We start from the raw sequence: 24,999 nt of genomic DNA on the forward strand, positions 1-24,999 counted from the left end.
GCGACTAACTATCGGCTTATCTCGCTTATTTCTGAGAGGTACTATCCACTTGCTGCCCTTGCTGCTCAGTATTCGCGGGAATCTGAGATGCAGTTGTTGCCTTCTCGGTCGATGGTTGTTCTGGAGGAAAATAGAGAGGACCTTTCAGTCCACAGCCGGAAAGTACAAATAAGGTTATGATAGCCAGAAATCCACGTAATTTTTTCTTCATTGCATTAATGCCTGTAATTCATACGTCAATATTCTCTATAATCGCAGTTAGACCTCGAAAAGCAAATAGGAAATGAAGATGAACGACAGTGAATTTCACCAGTTAGCTGACCAACTGATACTTTATATCGAAGGGCAGTTAGATAATTATGATGGCAATGCTGATATCGACTGTGAAACCAATGGCGGTGTCATGACCCTGAGCTTTGATAATGACAGCAAAATTATTATCAATCGCCAGGAACCTTTCCATCAAATCTGGCTGGCAACAAAAGGCGGTGGTTATCATTTTGACTACAAAGAAGGTCAGTGGATTTGTGACCGCAGCGGGGACAATTTTTTAACCATGCTAGCATACGCCATCACCGAACAAAGTGGCGAACAGTTCAGTTTCCCATAATTGAACCTACCCCGCATCGCGGGGTAAATCAGTAATGTGACACAGAACGATAAAGTTCTGGCTGCTCTTCATTTTCCCCATCATGAGCCACACACAAATGTGAAAAAGATGATCCACTAAATGGAATCACCTGAATCTGGCCTTTCATTTGCACAATCTGATAAAACTGTGGCAAGTTAAAGTTGATAAAACTTGATCCATAGGTAAACCGATCATGAGATGAAGAATAAAACCGACTGACGTCGCGTACCAATTCTTCCTTACTTCCCTCGCAATGAGAATAAATTTCTACCCGGTTGGTTTCATCCAGAATATAAATATTAAAACTTTGATTATCTTGCGTATTTTCGAAGAAAAATTGAATAATACCCTCACTGGCAAAGCCATCAACCACCGCGGGTAAATGTGTCTCTTTGGTATTAATTTTCACCGGCAACCCATGCAATTTGTTATTAGAGATTGCCCCATAGAATTCCACGGCATTTTCCAATTTCTGCACAGATACGTTAAGACGTTCAAAGAACAGCCCCCAAGTCTGGCCGGCAATACGTAATGCTTTAAAACGACCTGGGTCCTGACGATTGCTGGATAAACGTAATTCAATACATTCAGATACCAGTTGCTGGATCCGAGTTCGAATAAGCCCTCGTAAATGTTCGCTGTAACAGAACACTTCAACCGCCGCTGGCGGCGCAGCATCTTGATGCATTTTGCCCAGTATGGTCTTCAACGCTTCCAGCACAGATTGCCCACCACTAAAGTGTAAGGTCCTCACTTCATTCCATGAATTACGATAAAGTAAGTCAATGCTTTCCACCAAACACTGTTGCGATTCACCAAAACTGAATACATCAAGCTTACGGAAATCAAAATGTACAACCTGATTGGAGAACTCAGCGGTCGGATCTTTCTCCAGATTGACAATTATTGCCAAATGACGAATTTCACACGGGCTATAGAGTGCTTTCGGTGTCGGTGATGGCAGGCGGATAGGAAAATGAGTAGAAATATCATTAATCAATTCATGCAGCTTCAGCTCATCACATTGAGTTTCGCCATGATGAATATGGATACACGATTTTTCTGTTAACAAGCCGTTAAAGTAGGTCCACGACACCAGTTTATTGAGATAACGATTATATTCCAGAGGTTGATGACCAATGATCGATCCAATAGCCGGAGCCTGATTGTAGAGATACCAACCGCTACGGTTTGCACGCCCTTGAGGAACATAAATAAATGTTAAATTTTTCTCTGATAGATCTGGCGAAATTTGCGGATTAACCAGCGTTACTTTCCCTGGCAATGCTTCAAATGCAGCATAAAGTTTACGCGTCAGCACACCAATATCCTGTGGACTGGCACTGACACTCAGATTATTACGGCGGGCAAAACGGATAAGATTACGATAGCTCTGCATCATGGTATCGAGCAGTTCATTATGCGCATCACGAACCTGTTCAATTTTCCATAAGTTGCGGTTATCCAAAATTTTCAACCGCTCTGGATCCCACTTCCACTCATAGATCAGTTGGGTCAAAACCTGGCGTCGCCAGCCAATGCAGCCTTTATCATCTTGATTTAGAGAGAGTTTTTCACAAACTTTTAAATAAAAACATCGACGTATTAGATCTAAACGGGTCGTATCATTAATTTCAATCAGATAACGGGTAACACGCTCAAGCATCATGCTGTATGCGTCAAGGCCAAAGGAAACTATTTCACCTGCATGTAGGCGCTGTTTCATCTCCATTGCCAGTAACTTACCATTGGGATATTCCCAAGAATACGCTTCCAGTAACAAGCTTTTTAATACGGCTTTATAAGGGGAATCGATACTTTTGTAGAGTTGCCATAAGCTAGCACCAAAGTACTCTTCAGCAGATAGCTCACCCAATCCACCGAGATCAAGCCACTCATTTGGCGTCAGAACACCTTGCGCATAAAGCGATAAAACATATTCATCATAATGGCGTTCTTCTTCTACAGGCACCATTTCCCATAACAAACGCTTACCCGCCATACGTACAGCGGTACGATAAAATTCATCAAGTAACAGAATATGCTGAGTAGAGCCGCAATCCTCACCACCGAGGCTACCACTCGCATTGTGGCGAAAGCGGTTTTCATCAATAAGAAAAAAATTGACTTCAATACCAAGCGCTGCCGCCCACTGCTCAATAAGCGTACACTTACGTTGCAGCAAAAGGCGCTCATCATTATCAAGCCATGACTGATGACATACCCAGATATCCAAATCAGAACAACCGCTCTGCCCGATTGATGAAGTACTGCCCATTGAGTAAATACCGGTAATAGGAAGTTCACCATTGGCAGGCTGTTCTATGAAGTGATCTAATTTATTTTCTAAATCATTAAGATAAGATTTTTGTGCTTCATCATGCACGAAAAAACATACGCCATAGGGAACATTACCGTTAATGTAACCTGGCATCATCGAATGATGATAGTGCAATAATACTGGCAGTAAACTGTATACCTGTTTAAATTCCGCACTCATGGCGGTAGAGGCGCGTTCTAACCTGAGTTGGTTTATCGCATCCAGTCTCTGCTTCAGTGTTTCGATATAAAGGTACAAGACGTCTCGCCCGATTGAGTTCCAGTGCCCAGATAAATCCCCCGTTTCCGGCTGTTATAGCTCTATGGAATTATTTAGAATGATTTTTACCAATTTATTACCGGAAACGTGATCAATTTAACACCTTGTCGATAAACCGTAAAGTCAGTAAAGCAATTGAATTCGATGTCTTATCGTACGAAAAATCAAATAATACATTGTTATATATAGAAATAATCAAAAAACCCATACCATTTATACCCTCATTATATGAAAGAAATTTTCTCTGCCCATTTTTTCAAGTTAATGTGCGTAATATCTTGTTATCATCAACCCTACAGAAATGACTCCGTTGGCTATATTTTAATTAATGATTTTTTCCATTCGGGATTCTTTAATTACAGAAATAATTTACTGGAAAAGTTAATTCATAATTAAATCAATTTACTTTCATCAATATCAAAATAATTTAAAAAATTAAAATTTATTTTATGCTTTAACATAACCGGCATCTCTTCTTCTCAGCTCCTAACTGGAAAAAAAACAGCCGAAGTGTTAAAACGAGTGTTATGTTTTTTCATTTATTGACGGCTGAAAAGCCTGAGAAATACAACCAGCTATGTCAACTAAAACCATCCGTATCGCAACCCGCCAAAGCCCTTTAGCTATGTGGCAAGCGCTGTATGTTCAGCAAAAACTGCAACAATGTCACCCAGATCTGGAAGTTCAACTGGTTCCAATGGTAACCCAGGGCGATGTCATTCTGGACACGCCTCTGGCAAAAATCGGAGGAAAAGGGCTGTTTGTCAAAGAGTTAGAGTTAGCTCTACTTGAAGGCCGAGCCGATATCGCCGTCCATTCAATGAAAGACGTCCCGATCTCTTTTCCTGAGGGGCTAGGTCTGGTCACTATTTGTGAACGTGATGATCCTCGTGATGCTTTCGTCTCTGTGAAATATCACTCTCTGGATGAATTGCCAACAGGCAGCATCGTTGGCACATCAAGTTTACGCCGCCAGTGTCAACTCCGTGAATTACGTCCTGATCTGATTGTCCGTGACCTTCGGGGCAATGTTGGAACCCGCCTGAACAAGTTGGATAATGGTCACTATGATGCAATCATCCTTGCCGTCGCAGGATTGAAAAGGTTAAAACTGCATGAGCGTATCCGTACGCCGTTGACGGCAGAACAATCATTACCTGCCGTTGGTCAAGGCGCGGTAGGAATTGAATGCCGCCTAGACGACCAACAAACACAAACTCTGTTAGCACCATTAAACCACTATGATACAGAAGTTTGTGTTCTTGCCGAACGTGCGATGAATACCCGACTGGAAGGAGGCTGCCAAGTACCAATAGGTAGCTATGCTATCTGGCAGGACGGGAAAATCTGGTTACGGGCATTAGTTGGCGCACCTGATGGTAGCGTTATTATTCGCGGTGAGAGAACAGCTTTACCAAAAGATGCCTGCCAGGCAGGGGTTGAATTGGCAGAAGAGTTGTTGGAACGGGGAGCACGGGAAATTCTAACCCAAGTTTATCGAGGAAATCCCTCCACATGAGTATTCTGGTGACTCGCCCTGCTCCTGCCGGAGAGGAACTAGTCAGAAGGTTACAGGCTGCGGGAAAAACAGCTTTCAGCGCACCTTTAATCAATATTCACCCAGGTTCAGAGCTGCCACAGCTAGCTGAGAAGCTTAACCCTCTAAATACCCGTGATATGGTATTTCTATTGTCAAAAAATGCAGTTTATTATGCAAACAATCAGTTAAATAAAATTAATCTGTCATGGCCCGACAAGCTGATTTATTATGCTATCGGCAGATCAACCGCTCTGGCTTTTCATCAACTAACAGGTATGAATGTTATCTGGTCATCAGAGGGTGAGACCAGCGAAATCTTGCTAAAACTACCATCGCTACATCAGGTTGAAAATAAACAAGCTTTGCTGCTCAGAGGAAATGGCGGGCGTGAACTTATTGCCCGGACGCTGACAGAAAGAGGTGCCACAGTTGACTATTGTGAATGTTATTTCCGCCAGCCCGTAGACTACCCGGCAGCAGAATTCAGTGCCCACTGGCAAAAGTATGGAGTACAAACTTTAGTTGTAACCAGTGGCGAAATACTGCAACTGTTATATAACTTAATACCCGAAAGTGATCGAAACAGGTGGTTATTGCATTGCCGCCTGATTGTGGTAAGCGAACGTCTTGCACATGCCGCCCGAAATTTGGGCTGGCAGGATGTTAAAGTTGCAAAAAGTGCAGATAACGACGCCTTAATTCAGGCACTAGAATAAACTGACATGGGATGCCCACTATGACGGAGCAAAAACAGTCCTCCGAGACAGTTGAACAAACAAAAACTACGGTTGAAAACTCGCAACAGCTCGAAACCGCGCCTCAAAAGCAAGAACGTTCTGGCACGCTAAAAAACATAATTGCTATTGCAATCATGCTGGCAATCGGTGGCGGTCTTTATTATTACGGACAGCAACAAAGCCATTTACTGAGTACAGAGAACCACGAGCTACGCCAACAACTGGAATCATTGAAACAACAACAATCACAGGATAAACAGCATATTGAAGCGCTGTTTAAAGAACAATCACAGACTTTAAGCCATTTTTCCGCACAAAATGAGCAACTGGGTCATAGTCTACAAGAGTTACAGGCCAAAATCTCTGCGTTATCCAGTTCTGATGTAAAAAGCTGGCTACTAGCACAAGCTGATTTTCTGGTCAAAATGGCAGGCCGGAAATTATGGAATGATCAAGATATAGTCACCGCCGCTGCTCTGCTGAAAAATGCAGATGCCAGTCTCTCTGAAATGAATGATCCAAGCCTGATTGAAATCCGTCGTGCAATTACACAAGACATCAGTACATTATCTGCCATTAGTCAGATTGATTTTGACGGCATTATCCTGCGAGTTAATCAGCTTTCTAACCAAGTAGATAACCTGCGTCTGGCTGACAATACAACCGATGGTTCGCCAATGGACGAAGATAATGATGAATTAACCGGTACATTATCTGAATGGCGCCAGAATCTGAGCAAAAGCTGGAAGAGTTTCATGGATAATTTCATTACCATCCGTCGCCGGGATACCGCAGCAGAGCCATTACTGGCACCAAATCAAGATATCTATCTACGAGAAAATATCCGAGCCCGTCTGTTGATTGCCGCCCAAGCAATACCCCGTCATCAAGGTGAAGTTTTTAAACAATCATTAGAAACAGTTTCAACTTGGGTTAGAGCTTACTTTGATATCAATGATCCCAATACCAAAGCATTCCTGGAAGAAATTGATTCATTAAGCCAGCAGCCTGTTTCCATAACTGCGCCAGACCACCTTTCAAGCCAGCCTTTACTGGAAAAACTGATGCAAACCCGGGTTCGCAGCTTACTTTCCCAATCTTCTGAAACTAATCAGGAGGGTTAAGTTATGCTGAAAGTTCTATTACTGTTTGTGGTACTCATTGTTGGTATTGTGCTCGGTCCGATAATTGCTGGCCATCAGGGATATGTGCTGATTCAAACTGACAATTACAACATTGAAACCAGTGTTACCGGCCTGTTCATTATATTTGTTCTTTTACAACTGGTACTCTGCCTCTTTGGTTGGTGCTACCGCAGAGTTATACGCACAGGCTCACGTACCCGTGGCTGGTTCCTTGGACGCAAACGCAGCCGTGCCCATGCCCAAACAAAAGCAGCGTTGCTCAAACTGGCAGAAGGCGATTTCAAACAAGTTGAGCAATTACTGACCCGTAATGCTGATCATGCGGAACAACCTGTAGTCAACTACTTACTGGCGGCTGAAGCAGCCCAACAACGCGGAGATGAATTTCGTACCAATCAGTATCTGGAACGTGCAGCAGAAGTCGCAGACAATAATCAGTTGCCTGTGGATATTACCCGTGTACGTATTCAACTCACTCAAGGTGAAATTCATGCAGCCCGTCATGGTGTAGATAAGCTACTAAATCAAGCTTCACGCCATCCAGAAGTCTTACGCCTGGCTGAACAAGCCTATATGAAGTCAGGAGCTTACCAGTCACTGATTGATATACTGCCGGTAATGGAAAAAATCCATCTACATGATGAGTTACAAATTCACAAATTGCGCCAGCAAGCCTATATCGGTCTGATGAATCAGTACATGGCAGAACAAGGCAGCGAAGGCTTAAAACGTTGGTGGCATGATCAAAGCCGAAAAATTCGCCATGATGTGGCTTTACAAGTTGCAATATCTGAACATTTAATTGAATGTGATGACCATGAAACTGCACAAAAGATCATCTTGGAAAGTTTAAAACGTCAATACGACGAACGTTTACTCTTATTGATCCCTCGCTTAAAAAGCGAAGATCCAAAGCCGATACAAAACGCATTGGACCATCAGTTAAAACAACATGGTTCGACCCCTCTGTTAAACAGTACACTTGGACAAGTTGCTTTGCGCCACGGAGAATGGGAAAAAGCAGTAAAAGACTTTAAAACTGCATTAGCCCAACGTCCTGATGCACATGATTATGCTTGGTTAGCCGATGCATTGGACAAACTACGTAAACCAGAAGAGGCCGCACAAGTTCGTCGCGAGGGATTAGTACTCACTTTAAAGCGTGAAAGTAATGTCGTGAAGAGTGATCTCGTTAATAGTAATAGTGCTGTAATGTCGTGATCGCTCATCCATTATTAGCAAGTCTTCATGCCGATGATTAAAAATGCCCCGCACGGGGCATTTTTCTAACCATATTTTTTGGCAAAATCTTCATCGGAAGTGCAAAGATAAATAATAAATTCAATAAATGCGATAAGTGCAGGGATAAATGTCCAGCAAAATAACAGATATAAAATCCCCATACCGATTTTGCTCAGATAAAATTTATGAGCGCCAAAGGAACCAAGAAAAAATGCCAACAGTGCAGCAACAATGCGGCTTTTACTACCAGAAGAATAAGCCCTTATCCTTCATTCCGCACCTAATTCAGGAATAAACCGCTTTATATTGTGCACCTAATAAACTCAAAAGCTCATGGTGGTAAGATTGCATTCCTGTCACCATTTTATGTTCTTGAAATTCAAAGGTGCTGATCCCTTCAAAGGCCAGAAATACCCAACGCGCGGTGGGGGATTGTGTCGGTTTGTTCTTCATATCGGGGAAAAACGGCACATTTTGTTTCAATTCATGGCGAATTTTATGTTCCAGCGCCGCATAAACCATGAGACAACATGTCATCACCATTAACAGCGCTTCTATCCGCTCCGGTTTTTTCAGGAAAATGGCAGACGTCAGGAATTCCGGACTTTTCAGGAAGCGAAAACCCCGCTCCACCTTTTGTTGTGCCTTATAATTAGCCAGTAACGCCGCCATATCAAGCCGTCCTTCATCCCGTTCATTGGTCGCTAAAATAAACCTCCCGACCCGCAATCTGGCCTGCTTCACCTTGTCTAACCGGGTATAAGCCTGACCGGCTAATTGATAATGAACCGATTTGGGGGGTTGATGCTTGCCGGGTTTCCCGCGCCCCGCATACGCGGTAATCGCCTGAATTTCCGGCGAGGCGATGCCGATAAACTGGCATTGAGACTCAAAATCATGCAGTGCCTGTAAGGCATCCTCCCGGCAGGCAAAGGGCTTTTTGCCCAGTTTGTCGAACTGTTTAGACTCGTTTTCTGTTTCCCTGAGTGTGTTTTTCCGGAAAGTCTGGTTTTCACGTTTTTCTGCCGCCGTACTGTTCACCAGTAACCAACGCTGAGGAACGCCGCCATATGATGACGTCACCCAGCAGCCTGAATAGCCCTCACTGATGGGGCTGAATTGCTCCGCTGTCACGTTCAGGAGAGACTGTTTAGCTTCCTTGATCGTCAGGGGAACACGCGTAATAAATCGTTGTTTTTGCTGATGAAGCGAAGCGATCGCGGCTTCAGTATAAAGGGCGGCATCGGCCACAAAGTAGCGGCTGTTTTGTGCTGCTTTCAGGCATTGAATATGGGTTTTGATCGTCTGGGCAAAGGCTTTGGCATCATTCGTATTCCCGCTCATAGCCTGCATATAGACAGGGATACCTGCCTGATTTTCGCAAATCAGTTCAAGGACAACCTGGTTCAGTTCAGGCCGGTGATCCCGGCTATAACCCGGCACCAGTGCAATGCGTTTTGTGTCATCTCCCAACGCGCTGTCATAGTCACCATCGACATGAAAACTCGTGATATCCAAATGAACGGAATCGGGATTTAACCCTAATTTATCAACTACTTGCTCAGCAAGCACCTGATAAACTTCCGACACCCCCGCTTCATATAAGGCATCCAGTGTTCGGCCGAGCACATCATCATTAAGGTGTTCAGCTTCAATGTCAGCGCCAATTAAACGCGCAATCGGCTTATGTTGAAAAAAGCCGGAAAACATGTGCAATGTCCGGCTGTGAAACCCCAGCCCGTTAAGGATCATCGCCAGAAAAGCGTCGCCGTGAGAGACGGTATGCGATGAATATTTTGGGATAATGGCATCAATCATGCGGGGTAAACCGGCTTCATGACAAAAAGCGGCGATAAGGCCAAGATGATCGAGACGTTTAATGGCAGGTATAGGTGTGGACATATTCGCTTTCCGGCAAATAAAAGTAATAGATCAAAATTGGCGATTACCGTCAACCCCACCGATGTCATCAATACAAAAAACCTGTGTAAGATCACATTATTTTTAAATCAGAAATACGGTGCGGAATGACGGCCTTATCATCGCACCACAATGTGGGCACGATTGTGCGGATTCATGTAACATTCGGCTACAACCAGGGCATCCCATCATTTTTGACATCAATATTCCCCTTAAGATAAGTTTAGAAATGAAATAACTAAATTAATTTTACAGTAAAAAACTACCTATCATATTTTCAGTTCTGTTTATATTAGACAGTAATACCTAAACAGTATATAAACCTACCAAATATATCTCTTAGAAATAAAAAAACACCTACCTTAAAAATAAAGATAGGTGTACAAATACAATCAGGTCTACAGACGGATAGTGCCTCACTCAACGTTGAGTCCGGTCGGCGATGAAAAGAGGGTTATATCTTACTCATCTGTGACATGGACAATAGGCACCGATAATCGGCTCTGCATCATCCCTGGGTTTATGAAGCATATGCAATCATAAGAAATAGGATGAGCATCTACGTTTATAATAATGCATTTAGTGTGCCAACTTTTATTCAAATGAAAGCTGCCTCGCTTCATCAGCTATTTCTCTATTTATTACAACAACAAATCGAATCATCACAAAATCCATCTCATGCACTGTCTCTTATTTGAGACAAAACATAAGGTATTTATTATTCTCATTATAATTCAATTTGTTATAAGTCTCTTATTTGAGACAGCTAGTATATCGATTGTCGTCAAAATACAAAAAATAAAAAATTATCATATAAAACAAATAGTTATTTTAAAAAAATAATCCACTAAATTTGAATCAACAGAGCACAACTTGAAGGTATATGGATTAGGAAAGGGAACAAAAAGCCAAGGAGATAAAAAGGGATAAAACGTAAAAAGCCCTGCATTGCAGGGTTCTTTTGGAATTTGGTCGGCGAGAGAGGATTCGAACCTCCGACCCACTGGTCCCAAACCAGTTGCGCTACCAAGCTGCGCTACTCGCCGAAATTTTCTACTCTTCGATCTCTAATTCTTTTCTCTTTTTTATGGTGCGAAAGGGGGGACTTGAACCCCCACGTCCGTAAGGACACTAACACCTGAAGCTAGCGCGTCTACCAATTCCGCCACCCTCGCGTGTCACAAAAAAGATGGGGTGGCTAATGGGACTCGAACCCACGACAACTGGAATCACAATCCAGGGCTCTACCAACTGAGCTATAGCCACCATAACAGCTATTTACTGCTAAATACTTAACTTACCAACAGCGTAATACATCACCGCAGCTCTTGCACGCAAATAATGGCGCGCCCGACAGGATTCGAACCTGAGACCTCTGCCTCCGGAGGGCAGCGCTCTATCCAGCTGAGCTACGGGCGCTTAACGCCGTTTCGGGTGGGGATAGTACGGATTTAATGATATACTGTCCAGTGCTTTTTTAAAGAAATGATGCGTTTGATTACACCTTGCTCATTTCGTAGATAAAGCCAGCTCTTAACTTTCCTACTTATCTACTACCATGACAGTAAATCAATCTATACCCGTCATCTTTCAAGTTGCTTCTTTGTTGGCTGCACTCGCTCACCCCGGTCACATAGTTTGCTATGCTCCCGGGGATTCACTCCCTTGCCGCCGCGATGCATCTTGAAATCCATAAGGTATATCAGGCTTTTGGTTTTTTACCGTTAAAAAGCTTCACCAACCAATAAATCAGCGACACTATCAACAAAAATCCCCCACCTACCAGCAATGAAAAACGGGTATCCGGGTTAATTGCCATCCCTACCAACACACAACATAAAAATGCCAATGTCAGGTAATTTACATAGGGGAACAGGATAGATTTAAAACTATGTTGTTTCAGTGCTTGTTGATGATACTGACGAAAACGCAATTGGCTCATCAGAATAACAAACCACGGTACCATTCCTGGTAGCACACTGGCACTGTAAACATAAACAAAAACCGCCTGCGGATTTGGGATCAAATAATTCAAACTAGAGCCCACAATCAAACACAAGATAGTGATAGCAATACCAATTACCGGTACCCCATTCTTTGACAATTTAGTCAATGATGAAGGTAGCTGACGGTTTTGCGCCAGCGCATAAAGCATCCGCCCACCACTGTACATACCGCTGTTACAGCCGGAAAGCGCGGCCGTCAATACCACAAAGTTAATCACGGCTGCCGCTGAGGTGATCCCCACTTTGGTAAATGTCATGACAAACGGGCTGCCCTGTGCACCCACTTCTGTCCATGGAAATAATGTCACTACAATGAAAATCGCACCCACGTAGAAAATCAGGATACGCCAGAGAATATTGTTAATCGCTTTTTTCAATGTCACCTGAGGGTTCTTCGCTTCCCCCGCAGTGATACCAACCAGCTCCACCCCCTGATAAGATGCAACCACAATACAGAGCGCAAACAGAAACCCTTGCCAATCACCCGCAAAGAAACCACCATGCACAGTCAGATTATCCAATCCAATAGGCTGCCATTGATTACCAATACCGAAAAATATCAATCCCAAGCCAATCAGGATCATGACAATAATTGTGGTCACCTTAATCATGGCAAACCAAAATTCCAGCTCACCATAAAGACGTACCGCCGCAAGGTTCGCCAAAGCGACCAACGCCACCGCAATTAATGCTGATACCCACTGAGGAAGTTCAGGGAACCAGAACTCAGCATAAACACCAATAGCCGTTATTTCTGATATCCCTACCGCCACCCACATAAACCAATAGCCCCAAGCGGTGAGGCATCCCCAGTATGGGCTGAGATATTTATGTCCAAAAGAGGCGAAAGAACCCGTGACAGGTTCAAGAAACAGCATTTCTCCCATCGATCGCATAATGAAAAAAACAAAAATTCCGGCAATAATGTAAGCCAGCAAAACGGAAGGACCAGCCCATTTCAGTGTGCTGGCCGAGCCCATAAACAGACCGACACCAATTGTGCCGCCTAGTGCGATCAGCTCTATATGACGGGCTTCTAAACCCCGTTGCAAGCTATGTTGTTGATCTGCCATAAATTCCCTGTCCATTGTTATATGTTGTAATGTGCAATAATAAAAACATACAAGACTGATGTTGATCAGCCATAAAAAGGTCAGGGATCAAAACATGTTTTTCCACTGAGTGGAATAAAAAATTATCCAATAACTAACTATAAATAGTGAAAATCTGGCAGGATCAAACTGTTAGATAAATATTGTGGAATAAATTCATTGTATCGCCTGACGAAAGTATCGCCTGACGAAAATTCACACGACAGGCAAAAAGCGAGTTTACAGACGACCACTGTAATAATATCCAATAAATTTCAATAACTTAAATTGGCGACGAATACGGCTTGGTTGTGATAACAGGCGATAAAGCCATTCAAGCCCCAAATTCTGCCATGCTTTTGGCGCACGTTTCACATGGCCGGTAAATACGTCATAAGTACCGCCAACGCCCATATACAACGCATTCGAATGAATTTTTCGACAGTCACGCATAAAAATCTCCTGTTTAGGCGATCCCATTGCAACTGTCACAATCACCGCACCGCTGGCATGAATCCGTTCAAAAACAGCATTACGTTCTTCTGGCGTGAAATAACCGTTCTGGCTGCCAACAATATTGACGTTCCACTGAGCCCGCAGTTTGCTTTCAGTCTGTTTCAATATCTCTGGTTTACCTCCAACCAGAAAAATAGGTGTGCCTTCTTTACCGGCACGCTCCATGATAGCTTCCCATAAATCAGCACCCGCTACACGAGAAACTTCAGTGTCAGGGTATTTACGGCGAATAGCACGTACAATACTGATACCATCAGCATACAGATATTCTGCGTCACTCAGCAGTGTACTTAAAGCTGTATCTTCCTCTGCCGTCAGAACTTTTTCCGCATTAATCGCCACCATAGTACCCGTCTTTACCTGTTCGCGTTGAAAAATATGGTCAAGAAAGTGCGCCATATCGCGGAAGCCCCAAATATTCAGACCACGAATACTGTATTTAGGAATATTGTTTAGCTCCATTTTCTTTCCTCACATTGCAGCGGACATTTTTGTGATACCACTCGGTTGCCAGTCAGATACATTCTAATAAGCCCTGCACTCTCAAATAGCCAATACAACAACTTAGCAATTACCAGACATAAGCCAAAAATAATACAGAAAAATACCACTCGGGAAACAAATGAATCCACGCCTTCACGAGCTAACACAATCATGTTGAAGATCGCGCCAAAGCAAAATGCCTGCAAGATAGCGGCCTTATAACGATTAGTCTCCTGTTTTCCTAATTCATAAATCCAGTCAAACCACTTAATTATCAATCCAACAACAATCGCACCAACCGGAATAAACAGCACGCCTCCCATCACAACCAGAGAGCCTATCAGAGTCGGAGAAATTGCCAGACCAGAGTGGTTATCCAGTACTTCCCAAGTAAAATAATTCGCAGAATTCAACACAGCATCAGGACGTCCTGGCCAAAGCCAACTTGGAATAAAGACATAGAAATCACGGATAATAGGTGCCAACCCCTGAAAATCAATTTTGTCGTAGTTATTCAGCAGTAATGCAAAATTTTCCCACGGGGAAAAAGTATCCCTCGTAAGGTAGAGAAAAGTATAAAACGCCTCTGCGCCGCTGACATCCAAACTATAGCGTTTGAGTGCCAACCAAAACATGCCAACAATCCCTATTGCGCCCGCCGTTACCAACATCCACAAGGTTATCCAGCCACGCACAATGCCAATAAACAGAAACAACGCGAACGCAATGATAATATTAGCCCGTGTTCCGCCAACAACGACATAAGTCAGTATCCCAAAAGCAACCGTACTAATCAGAAAAAACAGCCAGCGTAACTGGGTCGGCTTCAAGAAATAAACCACCAACATGGCAGGAATAAAGAAGTAAAAGAACCGTTTCAGGGCAACACCGGAAACCTGACTGGAAAAAATTTGACTGTATGACTGTAATTTAAACAGTAGAAAACCGTTTTGCATAAAGAACAGCCCCACTGTCACCACCGCAACTGATGCCAGTAGTAACCATGTAAAGTTAGTTTCTACCCGGTTCATGGTGAATACCGGTGCTTTAGGCTGCATAGATGGCTTTCTTAGCCGTGTTTTATAACTGACGTAATAAATACCATAAAAGCAGGTCGAAGCCAGTAGAGCGTGTAGTAAGGCGTCCACAGGTACCACTTCAACATCAAATTGGAAAACCAACAAACATGTCAGTGGAAAACCAAAATAGAATGTCAGCAAATAAAGCAATGAGAAGAATATATTAAAATTAAAGCGTACACGCCGGAATTCCTGATAAGTCAACGTCAGGATGAAAACCAGTGATATTAAATAAACAACAAATAATCCGCCAAACTGCGTTAAAGTCATTGCTGCTCTCCCGCCGCTTTTGCCAACGCCTGCCGCCAGCCATCAATAAAGTTCGGGCTAAAAAAAGCTATCACATTTCTATCCAAGGAGAGCATCTGCCGTTGTGCTTCTGCAATCAGTTGGCTATCTAAAGGATTACCGGCGAAAAATACCGGCACCTGTTGTTCTATTAAATCTCGCCAAAAAAGATTCTGACGACTAAGTACAAATGGCACACCAAATTGTATCAACAGACAAATTGTTCCAATCCCCTGCTGGCGATTAAACATGAAATACCCTAAATCACAACGGCGCAATAATGCCAGATAATCATCAAACGCCATATTTTGCTTAATAATGTTCAAATTTTCTGGCCGGAACAATGATAAAGCAGCTTGTTCTACCTGATTAATATAAACCTGATTGTTTTCAGGATAACCCATTGGGATAATGATTCGCACCTTATCGCCAAACTGCTTATGAATTACTTTCAATGCCGTAATATGGCGGTTCGATCGATCACCAGAATTCCCCAACAAAATTGTCATCTTGCCATCTTCAACAGGTACTCTTTCTGCAATTGTCAAAGCAGGTTCCATTCTGGTTGGAAAATAGAGCAATGATGTTGGTACGTTTGGATGATGTTGAGAATAAAAATAGAGATCTCCACGAACCGCAAACACATGCCCTACCCGACGCTGCGCCAAACGGCGCAAGAAATAGAATAGACGGAATTTTAACTGCTGGGAGTCTTCATACAGATCAGCTCCCCAAGCATGCCACCAAAACTGATGACGTTTGATTTTTCCTGACAACAGCGCCAACCACAAACTCACATTAAATTGACCATGAAAAAAGAACCGGCAATCTCTATCTGAACACGCTTGAGCAATAACCGCCTGAGCCAGAGATTTTTTACTGTCGAAGAATGCCATATCTAATGCCGGGCAATCATCCAATAAAGCGCGATTCTTCGTCACCACCATAAACTTCGGTTTGGCTAAAAAACCAATTTCTTGTACTAAGACGTCATTAAAAAAGCGCAGTACTGTTCGATTGTGATGTGGGATATCAGATCCCAAAACGTGAATAAGGGTTGTCATGCTCGCCTACGATAAATAAGAAATGCACCACAACAAAGGGTGAAATAAATAATGTAAGTTGCCATATAGGCTTGTGCTGCACCTAACGCTCCATTTACAGGAATAAGCCAGTGGGCAAAACCAGTAAGCAATAAAAACTGGCTAACTTCCGTCAACACATAAAAACGCAACGCAGCCTTGGCAATCACCAGATAACCAAAAACATAAGCGCCTACCTTCAAGACATCACCCACCAACTGCCAGGCAAATAGATCACGCATAGCAGTAAATTTGTCAGAAAACAGTAACCAAATGGCAAAATCACGCAGCAGCCATACAGTAAAACTTGCAATAGCCACCGCAGGCAAAACAAATTTCAGCGCCTTAATTATCTCATTTGATATTTCATTCTTACCCTGCAATCGTGAAAGCGTAGGCAACAGATAAACAGTAAAAGATGCTGTGATAAATTGCAGGTAAGCATCGGAAATACTGCTTACACCTTGCCAGATACCCACATCGCGCCAACTATAATGCGCTGCCAGCAGATTTCGCATCATAATGTAGGCAACCGGTAAGGTAATAGAAGTCAGCAAAGCCATAAGGGTAAACTTGCCAAGCTGGCCAGCCAGTACTTTATCCCACATGGGCTTAAAGCTTGAAATTGATACCGCTTTGAGACGCCAAACCATCAATCCCGCAGGAAATATGATTAATGCTGGCACTAAAGCCAAACCCGCCAAAGCGCCTTCATACCCACCAAGAACAAAACAGAGATAATAGGCCATCACGCCAATCACGCTACCAAAAATAATCGCCAGCGCATTCCTCTGTGCATCTCGGTATCCTTTCAAAATAGCCAAAAAATAGTTGGCAAAAGCAATCCCCATTTGAATAAAGGCGAGTGCCTGCACAACTGACTCATAATCTTGATGGCCGAATAATCCCGTACTGATAGACCCGCTAAACAGCAAAAAAATCACCGCCAACAGCGTGGAAAACCCAAGGATAATGGCAGAAGATGTTCCCAATACCGCACGCAATCTTTCTGGCTGCTGCTGATACTCAGCAACATATTTCGTCACACCATTAAAAATACCGGCACCAGCCAATACCCCAAGCACAGTAATAAGCTGACGGAAATTACCCGCCTGCCCAACCCCGCTGGGGCCAAAAGCAACCGCCAGTAATTTAACGATTAAAAGCCCTACACCGATTTTTATCAGTGTAGAGCCCGCAGTCCATATTGATGCTTTAGCCAACGACATATCAGGCGAAGTATTCCCGAATATGTTTGATGACAATCTGCTGTTCAGCGTCTGTTATGTTGTAAAACATCGGCAAGCGCACTAGACGATCACTTTCACAAGTAGTAAAACAATCTTCCCCATGAAAACGGCCAAATTTTTCACCACCGGGGCTGGTGTGCAGAGAAACATAATGGAATACTGTTAGTACACCTGCGTCCTTCATATAGCTATTGAATGCTGAGCGTTCTTCAACATCTTTCAGCTTGATATAGAACATGTGAGCATTATGCTCCAGCTCTTCCGGTATGACCGGCAATGTCAGGAGACCAGCATCAACCAGCGGTTTTAATGCTTGATAATAGGTATTCCACAAGGCAAGACGACGCTCATTGATTTTCTCAGCCTCTTCCAATTGTGCCCACAAATAAGCAGCCTGAAGTTCCGACATAAGATAACTCGAACCGATATCGCGCCAAGTATATTTATCAACTTGACCACGGAAAAACTGACTACGATTAGTCCCTTTTTCACGGACAATTTCCGCACGAGAAATCAATGATTGATCATTGATAAGTGCTGCACCACCTTCACCACCAGAGGAGTAGTTTTTGGTTTCGTGGAAACTGTAGCAACCAATGTGTCCGATAGTTCCCAATGCACGCCCTTTATAAGTAGACATTACTCCCTGTGCAGCATCTTCCACGACAAACAGATTATATTTCTCTGCCAAGGCCATAATGGTATCCATTTCACAGGCTACACCGGCATAATGCACTGGAACAATCACGCGTGTTTTAGCTGTAATTGCTGCTTCGATTTTGGTTTCATCAATATTCATGGTATCTGGACGGATATCCACAAATACAACAGTTGCTCCACGCAGTACAAACGCGTTAGAACTGGAAACGAAAGTGAAACTCGGCATAATAACTTCATCACCGGGTTGGATATTCAGCAAAATAGCCGCCATTTCCAGTGCAGCGGTACAGGATGGTGTCAATAGAACTTTCGGGCAATTGAAATGTTGTTCCATCCACTCTTCACAACGCTTGGTGAAACCACCATCCCCGCAAAGCTTACCGCTTTCCATGGCTTGCTTCATGTAATCTAATTCAGTGCCAACTACTGGTGGTTTGTTAAATGGAATCATTTCATCCCCTATATAACCAATACGCGGTGCTTTCAACAAACGCACCACTGCGTGTATAAAGGCGCAAAGCAGCAATGTTGCTGGTTTGTGTCGCAATCCTTAACTGATGTATTTGGTGGTGCTGACACCACTGCTGCGCCGCCAACATTAATTTTGAGCCAATCCCACAGCCAATATTTCCTGGGAATACGGCTAGCAAACCTATACGAGCCTCTCCTGCGCCTATATCCCGTAAGGTAACAAACCCTGCGGGTTGCTCATTATCTCCGTTTACCAGTAAACACTGATGATCAAATGTCCCTAATACCGCTTTTTCAACCCAAGTCGCGTAAAAACGACCACTATCCTGTGGTTGATACCACGGGGTTCGGAAACGACTCAAAGGAAATACGTTGGAAGCCACCTCCTTCAACATCGGGATATCTCGCCTCTCAGCCAAAAGTAGGTTACTCTCAGGATTGTCTTTAGCATTTTCAGCATTTTCTATGCCAATCATTAAGGAAAGGTCTACTTCCCCTTCTACTAACGAAAAGCCCAACGCGGATAATCCATCAATAAGATCCAATCGCTGCGCAGGTACTTTAGCCTGCACTAAAGCATACTGATCTAACTGAGATGAGGTTAGCAGACCGGCATCAGGTGTGAAATCAAGGCGAGCGGTGGACAACCCAAAATAGTGGCTATCCCACTCTAATGGTTCAATATTGGCGCGCACGGACATGGAGCAAATCCAGCAGATATTGGCCATAGCCAGTTTTTGACAAGGATTTTACTGTTTCTCTTAACTGTGCATCATCCAGCCAACCATTACGCCAGGCGATCTCTTCAAGACAAGCGATTTTAAAACCTTGACGCTTCTCTACGGTCTGCACAAAAGTGCTGGCTTCAATCAGGCTGTCATGAGTGCCAGTATCCAACCAGGCAAAACCACGCCCTAACAACTCAATGTTTAGTTCACCACGTTCCAAATACATCTGGTTAATACTGGTAATCTCTAGTTCACCCCTGGCAGAAGGCTTGACCTGCTTAGCAAAATCTACCACTTGATTATCGTAGAAATAGAGACCCGTTACCGCCCAGTTGGATTTTGGCTTTTCTGGTTTTTCTTCAATGGAAAGAACGCGGAACACGTCATCAAATTCCACCACCCCAAACCGTTCAGGATCCATCACTTGATAACCAAAAACAGTCGCCCCTTTGCCACGAGAAACAACATTCTTCAGTTTTGGGCTAAATCCTTGTCCAAAGTAGATATTGTCTCCCAATACCAAACAGCAAGGCCCGCCGTTAATGAACTCCTCACCAATCAAAAATGCCTGAGCTAAACCATCCGGTGATGGCTGTTCTTTATAGCTCAAGTGAATACCAAATCTGTTACCATCACCTAACAGCCGGCGGAAAGAAGGTAAATCTTCTGGCGTAGAGATAATTAGAATATCACGTATCCCTGCTAGCATGAGTACTGACAAAGGATAGTAAATCATCGGCTTATCATAAATTGGCAGTAGTTGTTTGGAAACACCTTGTGTTATCGGATGCAACCGAGTTCCCGATCCACCTGCCAGAATGATCCCTTTCATATTTACTGCCCCCATCGTCATTCAGTTTTTACCTAATCCAAGGCGTTCACCGGCATAAGAACCATCTTGAACCTTACGCCACCAGTTTTCATTTTCCAAATACCATTGAACTGTTTTACGAATACCTGATTCAAATGTCTCTTGTGGTCTCCAGCCTAGCTCACGCTCAACTTTCGCCGCATCAATGGCATAGCGCATATCATGGCCTGGGCGATCCGCAACATAAGTAATCAAGTCTCGATAATAAGCAATCCCCACGGGTTTCTCAGGACAAAATTCTTCCAGAAGTTCACAAATCGCACAAACCACATCAATATTTTTGCGTTCATTATGACCTCCAATATTGTAGGTTTTGCCCGGTTCAGCTTCTGTCACAACCAAATAGAGCGCTCTGGCGTGGTCTTCCACATACAACCAATCGCGAATTTGTTTCCCTTCACCATATACCGGTAAAGATTTTCCTGCTAATGCATTTAAGATCATCAGTGGGATCAGTTTTTCCGGGAAATGGTAAGGACCATAGTTATTTGAACAATTAGTGATAATGACCGGTAAACCATAAGTCCGGTGCCATGCTCTTACCAAATGATCGCTGGACGCTTTAGACGCCGAATATGGGCTACTTGGCGCATAAGGTGTTGTTTCGGTAAAGAAGCCCTCCTCACCATGTAAATCACCATACACTTCATCTGTTGAAATGTGGTGAAACCGGAAAACAGCTTGCTTCTCTTCATTGAGTTTCTGCCAGAAAGCACGTGCAGCTTCCAACAAAGTATAAGTACCCACAATGTTGGTTTCGATAAATGCCGTAGGGCCATCAATAGAGCGATCCACATGGCTTTCTGCCGCCAAATGCATCACACAATCCGGCTGATATTGTTCAAAGACCCGATCCAGCGCTCCACGTTGACAGATATCAACCTGTTCAAACGCATAACGAGGGCTATCCGCAACCGGGGCAAGAGACGCCAGATTACCGGCATAAGTCAGGCTATCAACTACAACCACGCTGTCTTCTGTATTATTAATGATATGCCGCACAACCGCGGAGCCAATAAAACCTGCACCACCTGTGATTAGAATACGTCTCAACGCCAGACTCCTTTTGTATCCACAATCCACTTCTGTTTAATTTCATGACTGTTTACAGCTTTAAACTGATTATGATCTACCAGCATCAACAGAATATCTGCTTCTTCCAGCGCTTTTTCCAGATTAACTAATTGAGTTATTTCCTTCAAAGGTGCAGATAATTCATGAATATGAGGTTCTACAGCCAACGTTTCACCTGTATGCCATTGTGCAATCATACCGGTGATATGTGCCGCTGGACTCTCACGCAAATCGTCAATATTTGGTTTAAATGCCAACCCAAAACAGGCAATTTTCACTTCGCTTGCACGTTTTCCACTTTCAGCCAAACAATCCGCAACAGCCGCTTTTACTTGATTCACAACCCACAATGGTTTGTCATCATTAATCATACGTGCTGTATGAATAAGACGTGATTGTTTCGGGTTTTGAGAAACAATGAACCACGGATCAACAGCAATACAATGACCACCCACGCCAGGGCCTGGTTGGAGAATATTTACACGCGGGTGGCGATTTGCCAAACTGATCAGTTCCCACACGTTGATACCTTGATCAGCACAAATCAGAGAAAGTTCGTTGGCAAATGCAATGTTTACATCTCGGAAACTGTTTTCTGTCAGCTTACACATTTCAGCAGTCCTTGAATTAGTGACAACACATTCACCTTCAAGGAAAATTTTATACAACTCGCTAGCTCTGGCCGAAGATTTTAATGTCATACCGCCAACAACGCGGTCATTCTTAATTAATTCAACCATAACTTGTCCTGGCAACACACGTTCAGGACAGTAAGCGATATCAATATCGGACTCTTCTCCAACCTGTTGTGGGAAAGTTAAATCAGGACGCGCTGCGGCCAGCCATTCTGCCATCTGCTCCGTCGCGCCTACTGGTGAGGTAGATTCCAGAATAACCAGATCACCTTTTTTCAGCACCGGCGCCACAGATTCGGCTGCGGAACGGACATACGTCATATCCGGCTCATGATCGCCTTTAAAAGGCGTCGGAACCGCTATCAGAAAAGCATCTGCGGGTAACGGGGCAATCACTGCCTTCAGGTAACCACCTTCTACGGCAACTTTTACCACTTTGTCTAGATCCGGTTCTACAATATGAATTGCACCACGGTTGATGGTTTCTACCGCATGCTGATTAACATCCACGCCAATGACTTTCTTATTACGGGATGCAAACGCTGCTGCCGTTGGCAAGCCAATATAACCAAGACCAATAACAGAAATAGTTTCAAAGCTCACAGTTTCAAAGCTCATAGTGTCACCTGATTTTTTTCAAAGCGTCGAGAATACGTTGACAGGCATCGCCATCCCCGTAAGGATTGTGAGCGCGGCTCATTCGCTGATAGGCAGCATCGTCTGTCAACAATCGAGTCACCTCTTCCACGATAGTTTTTGTTTCTGTCCCAACCAAACGTACTGTTCCAGCATCAACCGCCTCTGGCCGTTCAGTAGTATTACGCATTACCAATACCGGCTTTCCTAAAGAAGGCGCTTCTTCCTGAATACCACCGGAATCTGTCAGGATCATATAGGCATGGTTCATTAGATAAACAAATGGCAAATAATCCTGGGGCTTAATGAGAATAACGTTATCAATATCATGCAAAATGCGCTTTACTGGCTCACTGACATTCGGGTTTAGATGAACCGGATAGACTACTTGCACATCTGGATGAGCGCGGGCTATCTGTGCCAAAGCTTCACAAATTCGCTCAAACCCACCACCAAAACTTTCACGACGATGCCCCGTCACCAGAATCATTTTTTTATTAGTATCAATAAACGGGTAATGCTTCGCTAGCTTACTCCGCATAGCCTCATCATTCATTATTCGATCGCGTACCCACAGCAACGCATCAATTACTGTATTTCCGGTAACAAAAACCCGATTATCTGCAATGGATTCTTTCAATAAATTATTGTGGGAATTTTCCGTCGGAGCGAAATGATACATTGCCAGATGCCCTGCAATCTTACGGTTTGCCTCTTCCGGCCAAGGGGAATAAAGATCACCCGTTCTTAATCCAGCTTCAATGTGACCAACAGGGATACGTTGATAGAACGCTGCCAAACTGGTTGCCATTGTTGTTGTCGTATCTCCGTGAACCAATACAACATCAGGTTTAAATTCTGCTAAAACAGGTTTCAATCCTGCCAAAATACGACAGGTAATATCCGTTAGATCTTGCCCTGATTTCATAATATTGAGATCAAAATCGGGAGTGATCTCAAAAAGGTGTAACACCTGATCCAACATTTCCCGATGTTGGGCGGTGACACATACTTTCGCTTCGAAGGCTTCATCCCTTGCCAACGCGTGTACTAACGGAGCCATCTTGATAGCCTCCGGCCGAGTACCAAACACAGTCAACACTTTCACAGTGACTCTCTTATAGTCAGTAACTTGCAGATTTTCCTGCAAACAATACTCTTAATGCTATTTACTCCTGCTGCTGGAGTTGCAGAAGAGATCCCTCAGAAGCAGTTATCCCTAATAATTATCTGATTACTTACGTGAGCATCTAACCAATGCCACGCCGGCTCCCACTAAAGCGCCAACTGCACCCCACATGATCATCAAAAACATTCTGCGAGGGCTGTCTCTGGTAACAGGCTCCTCTGGTGTTCTCAAATAGCGGTAAGCCTGGAATTGATCCTGTAACGTCGGGTGAACATTCCATGCTGCTAACATTGCAATATTCCGGTCATAGTCCACATCATACTTAGGCCCTATTGCTTCCAAAGTCTCAAGTTGAGCCTGTAACAACGGCGCCCCTAACATAAACATTTTTGAATCGGGCAACTGATCCACCGGTGTATCCGTTTGATTGCGCCGAATCCCTTGTTTTTCCGCAATTTTCAGGGACTGTTGTAATACATTCATTTCGCGGCTATAAACCGCTTTAGCGACCATTTCTTGACGCTTAACCAATGCATCCATAGATTGGGCACGGGTAATCCATGCACCTTTTACTTCATCATTTAAATGAGTACTGGCACGACTATTGGCAAAAGCAATGTACTGGCGCAGGAGTTGATTTGCTTGTCCAGAAGACTCAGCGGTCAGTTTAATGCTGTCATTCAGCACTTTTTTATCATCATGAGGAATAAACTGAATATTATTGACTAATTCATCTAATAAGGCCGCATCAGCTCTGGCATCGCCTTCCTGCTGCTGCTTGTAATAATCAGATTTCAACCAGAATTCACGGCGAGTATCATATGCGGCAACCTGAGTGATGAACTCCTTATAGGCTTCTTCTGAAATAGACGGTAACTGAGTTTCCAATGAAATATTAATGTGAGTATCCAGATTGCGCAAAAACTGCTGCTGAGAGTAATAACTTCCCAACTGATTAGTCGTAGGCAGATCAGTGATTGCGGTGGCACTCCATTTTTGTTGCATCAGATAAGATGCTCCTAGCGCCGCGGTTGCGAAAATTATTGCCAGTACAATGATCCATACCTTTCCATGCCATAGCGCACTGCACAAAGCTCTGATATCCAGCTCATGCTCCAGAGCTTGTTTATCCTGAATAGATTTCGTTTCTGATTTTATCACTGCACAGAACCTCTGCTGATAATAG

20 protein-coding genes, 4 tRNA genes and 1 pseudogene are annotated in these 24,999 nt (G+C 43.6%); 5 read left to right on the top strand and 20 right to left on the bottom strand.

What is annotated here, in order from left to right; translation table 11 throughout:
• Positions 1-25: 25 nt before the first annotated feature.
• The gene (lptM, locus tag PluTT01m_RS23805; RefSeq protein WP_011148712.1) at positions 26-211 is read right to left on the bottom strand and encodes an LPS translocon maturation chaperone LptM; all 186 of its coding nucleotides are present in this window, start codon (positions 209-211) and stop codon (positions 26-28) included.
• Between the two features lie 78 nt (positions 212-289).
• Between lptM and cyaY the strand changes: the two genes are divergently transcribed.
• Positions 290-610, top strand: coding sequence for an iron donor protein CyaY (gene cyaY, locus PluTT01m_RS23810; protein WP_011148713.1), 321 nt, complete (start codon positions 290-292; stop codon positions 608-610).
• Between the two features lie 28 nt (positions 611-638).
• On the opposite strand, the gene PluTT01m_RS23815 is transcribed toward cyaY, so the two are convergent.
• The gene (locus tag PluTT01m_RS23815) at positions 639-3,209 is read right to left on the bottom strand and encodes a class I adenylate cyclase (RefSeq protein ID WP_011148714.1); all 2,571 of its coding nucleotides are present in this window, start codon (positions 3,207-3,209) and stop codon (positions 639-641) included.
• Between the two features lie 598 nt (positions 3,210-3,807).
• On the opposite strand from PluTT01m_RS23815, the gene hemC reads away from it, so the two are divergent.
• The 4 genes from hemC to hemY are packed head-to-tail and all read left to right on the top strand — an operon-like array spanning position 3,808 to position 7,873.
• Positions 3,808-4,749, top strand: a complete 942-nt coding sequence (gene hemC / locus PluTT01m_RS23820) for a hydroxymethylbilane synthase (RefSeq protein ID WP_011148715.1) — start codon at positions 3,808-3,810, stop codon at positions 4,747-4,749.
• Complete coding sequence (gene hemD / locus PluTT01m_RS23825; RefSeq protein ID WP_011148716.1) at positions 4,746-5,486, top strand: uroporphyrinogen-III synthase; 741 nt, start codon at positions 4,746-4,748, stop codon at positions 5,484-5,486. Before hemC ends, hemD begins: the two co-directional genes overlap by 4 nt.
• A 20-nt stretch (positions 5,487-5,506) precedes the next feature.
• Complete coding sequence (hemX, locus tag PluTT01m_RS23830) at positions 5,507-6,631, top strand: uroporphyrinogen-III C-methyltransferase (RefSeq protein ID WP_011148717.1); 1,125 nt, start codon at positions 5,507-5,509, stop codon at positions 6,629-6,631.
• Positions 6,632-6,634: 3 nt separating this feature from the next.
• Positions 6,635-7,873 (top strand): protoheme IX biogenesis protein HemY, encoded by a 1,239-nt coding sequence (gene hemY / locus PluTT01m_RS23835; protein ID WP_011148718.1) that lies wholly within the window; start codon positions 6,635-6,637, stop codon positions 7,871-7,873.
• Between the two features lie 65 nt (positions 7,874-7,938).
• Here the strand turns inward: hemY and PluTT01m_RS23840 are convergent.
• From PluTT01m_RS23840 to wzzE, 18 genes and pseudogenes are all read right to left on the bottom strand, one after another.
• Positions 7,939-8,142: pseudogene (locus PluTT01m_RS23840) on the bottom strand (TM2 domain-containing protein); the annotation flags it as partial.
• 37 nt (positions 8,143-8,179) lie between these two features.
• Positions 8,180-9,796 carry an IS1634-like element ISPlu4 family transposase gene (locus PluTT01m_RS23845; RefSeq protein ID WP_011144714.1) on the bottom strand — a complete coding sequence of 539 codons (1,617 nt, stop codon included), beginning with the start codon at positions 9,794-9,796 and terminating at the stop codon, positions 8,180-8,182.
• Between the two features lie 987 nt (positions 9,797-10,783).
• Positions 10,784-10,860 (bottom strand) — tRNA-Pro (locus tag PluTT01m_RS23850).
• A 42-nt stretch (positions 10,861-10,902) separates the two neighbouring features.
• Positions 10,903-10,989: transfer RNA gene (locus PluTT01m_RS23855), tRNA-Leu, on the bottom strand.
• Between the two features lie 15 nt (positions 10,990-11,004).
• Positions 11,005-11,080, bottom strand: a tRNA-His gene (locus tag PluTT01m_RS23860).
• 76 nt (positions 11,081-11,156) lie between these two features.
• Positions 11,157-11,233: transfer RNA gene (locus PluTT01m_RS23865), tRNA-Arg, on the bottom strand.
• Positions 11,234-11,516: 283 nt separating this feature from the next.
• A complete protein-coding gene (gene thrP, locus PluTT01m_RS23870; protein WP_041380423.1) occupies positions 11,517-12,893 on the bottom strand; it encodes a bifunctional threonine/serine APC transporter ThrP in 1,377 nt (458 codons plus the stop codon).
• Positions 12,894-13,151: 258 nt separating this feature from the next.
• Positions 13,152-13,889 (bottom strand): lipopolysaccharide N-acetylmannosaminouronosyltransferase, encoded by a 738-nt coding sequence (wecG, locus tag PluTT01m_RS23875; RefSeq protein ID WP_011148721.1) that lies wholly within the window; start codon positions 13,887-13,889, stop codon positions 13,152-13,154.
• Positions 13,880-15,259 (bottom strand): ECA oligosaccharide polymerase, encoded by a 1,380-nt coding sequence (wzyE, locus tag PluTT01m_RS23880; protein ID WP_011148722.1) that lies wholly within the window; start codon positions 15,257-15,259, stop codon positions 13,880-13,882. The genes wecG and wzyE overlap by 10 nt, the downstream gene beginning before the upstream one ends.
• A complete protein-coding gene (locus PluTT01m_RS23885) occupies positions 15,256-16,341 on the bottom strand; it encodes a TDP-N-acetylfucosamine:lipid II N-acetylfucosaminyltransferase (protein ID WP_011148723.1) in 1,086 nt (361 codons plus the stop codon). Before PluTT01m_RS23885 ends, wzyE begins: the two co-directional genes overlap by 4 nt.
• Positions 16,338-17,588, bottom strand: a complete 1,251-nt coding sequence (gene wzxE, locus PluTT01m_RS23890; protein WP_011148724.1) for a lipid III flippase WzxE — start codon at positions 17,586-17,588, stop codon at positions 16,338-16,340. Before wzxE ends, PluTT01m_RS23885 begins: the two co-directional genes overlap by 4 nt.
• A gap of 1 nt (position 17,589) precedes the next feature.
• Positions 17,590-18,720: a dTDP-4-amino-4,6-dideoxygalactose transaminase gene (rffA, locus tag PluTT01m_RS23895; RefSeq protein ID WP_011148725.1), complete on the bottom strand. Its 1,131-nt coding sequence runs from the start codon at positions 18,718-18,720 to the stop codon at positions 17,590-17,592.
• Between the two features lies 1 nt (position 18,721).
• Positions 18,722-19,441: a dTDP-4-amino-4,6-dideoxy-D-galactose acyltransferase gene (gene rffC, locus PluTT01m_RS23900; RefSeq protein ID WP_041380424.1), complete on the bottom strand. Its 720-nt coding sequence runs from the start codon at positions 19,439-19,441 to the stop codon at positions 18,722-18,724.
• The gene (rfbA, locus tag PluTT01m_RS23905; RefSeq protein WP_011148727.1) at positions 19,419-20,300 is read right to left on the bottom strand and encodes a glucose-1-phosphate thymidylyltransferase RfbA; all 882 of its coding nucleotides are present in this window, start codon (positions 20,298-20,300) and stop codon (positions 19,419-19,421) included. The genes rffC and rfbA overlap by 23 nt, the downstream gene beginning before the upstream one ends.
• 21 nt (positions 20,301-20,321) lie before the next feature.
• Positions 20,322-21,392 (bottom strand): dTDP-glucose 4,6-dehydratase, encoded by a 1,071-nt coding sequence (gene rffG / locus PluTT01m_RS23910; protein ID WP_011148728.1) that lies wholly within the window; start codon positions 21,390-21,392, stop codon positions 20,322-20,324.
• Positions 21,389-22,651 (bottom strand): UDP-N-acetyl-D-mannosamine dehydrogenase, encoded by a 1,263-nt coding sequence (wecC, locus tag PluTT01m_RS23915; protein ID WP_011148729.1) that lies wholly within the window; start codon positions 22,649-22,651, stop codon positions 21,389-21,391. Before wecC ends, rffG begins: the two co-directional genes overlap by 4 nt.
• Before the next feature lie 19 nt (positions 22,652-22,670).
• Entirely contained in the window at positions 22,671-23,792 is a 1,122-nt protein-coding gene (gene wecB / locus PluTT01m_RS23920) for a non-hydrolyzing UDP-N-acetylglucosamine 2-epimerase (protein ID WP_011148730.1), read from the bottom strand.
• Positions 23,793-23,918: 126 nt separating this feature from the next.
• Positions 23,919-24,974: an ECA polysaccharide chain length modulation protein gene (gene wzzE, locus PluTT01m_RS23925; RefSeq protein WP_011148731.1), complete on the bottom strand. Its 1,056-nt coding sequence runs from the start codon at positions 24,972-24,974 to the stop codon at positions 23,919-23,921.
• Positions 24,975-24,999: the final 25 nt, after the last annotated feature.

The sequence above is a fragment of the Photorhabdus laumondii subsp. laumondii genome (assembly GCF_003343245.1).
Lineage (GTDB): Bacteria > Pseudomonadota > Gammaproteobacteria > Enterobacterales > Enterobacteriaceae > Photorhabdus > Photorhabdus laumondii.

What these genes read in the sequence shown, in the direction of transcription:
- lptM (WP_011148712.1), bottom strand. Translation starts at nt 211, where the DNA reads ATGAAGAAAAAATTACGTGGATTTCTGGCTATCATAACCTTATTTGTA.
- wzyE (WP_011148722.1), bottom strand. Translation starts at nt 15,259, where the DNA reads ATGACTTTAACGCAGTTTGGCGGATTATTTGTTGTTTATTTAATATCA.
- PluTT01m_RS23845 (WP_011144714.1), bottom strand. Translation starts at nt 9,796, where the DNA reads ATGTCCACACCTATACCTGCCATTAAACGTCTCGATCATCTTGGCCTT.
- rffC (WP_041380424.1), bottom strand. Translation starts at nt 19,441, where the DNA reads ATGTCCGTGCGCGCCAATATTGAACCATTAGAGTGGGATAGCCACTAT.
- hemX (WP_011148717.1), top strand. Translation starts at nt 5,507, where the DNA reads ATGACGGAGCAAAAACAGTCCTCCGAGACAGTTGAACAAACAAAAACT.
- hemY (WP_011148718.1), top strand. Translation starts at nt 6,635, where the DNA reads ATGCTGAAAGTTCTATTACTGTTTGTGGTACTCATTGTTGGTATTGTG.
- cyaY (WP_011148713.1), top strand. Translation starts at nt 290, where the DNA reads ATGAACGACAGTGAATTTCACCAGTTAGCTGACCAACTGATACTTTAT.
- wecG (WP_011148721.1), bottom strand. Translation starts at nt 13,889, where the DNA reads ATGGAGCTAAACAATATTCCTAAATACAGTATTCGTGGTCTGAATATT.
- rfbA (WP_011148727.1), bottom strand. Translation starts at nt 20,300, where the DNA reads ATGAAAGGGATCATTCTGGCAGGTGGATCGGGAACTCGGTTGCATCCG.
- wzxE (WP_011148724.1), bottom strand. Translation starts at nt 17,588, where the DNA reads ATGTCGTTGGCTAAAGCATCAATATGGACTGCGGGCTCTACACTGATA.
- rffA (WP_011148725.1), bottom strand. Translation starts at nt 18,720, where the DNA reads ATGATTCCATTTAACAAACCACCAGTAGTTGGCACTGAATTAGATTAC.
- hemD (WP_011148716.1), top strand. Translation starts at nt 4,746, where the DNA reads ATGAGTATTCTGGTGACTCGCCCTGCTCCTGCCGGAGAGGAACTAGTC.
- thrP (WP_041380423.1), bottom strand. Translation starts at nt 12,893, where the DNA reads ATGGCAGATCAACAACATAGCTTGCAACGGGGTTTAGAAGCCCGTCAT.
- hemC (WP_011148715.1), top strand. Translation starts at nt 3,808, where the DNA reads ATGTCAACTAAAACCATCCGTATCGCAACCCGCCAAAGCCCTTTAGCT.
- PluTT01m_RS23885 (WP_011148723.1), bottom strand. Translation starts at nt 16,341, where the DNA reads ATGACAACCCTTATTCACGTTTTGGGATCTGATATCCCACATCACAAT.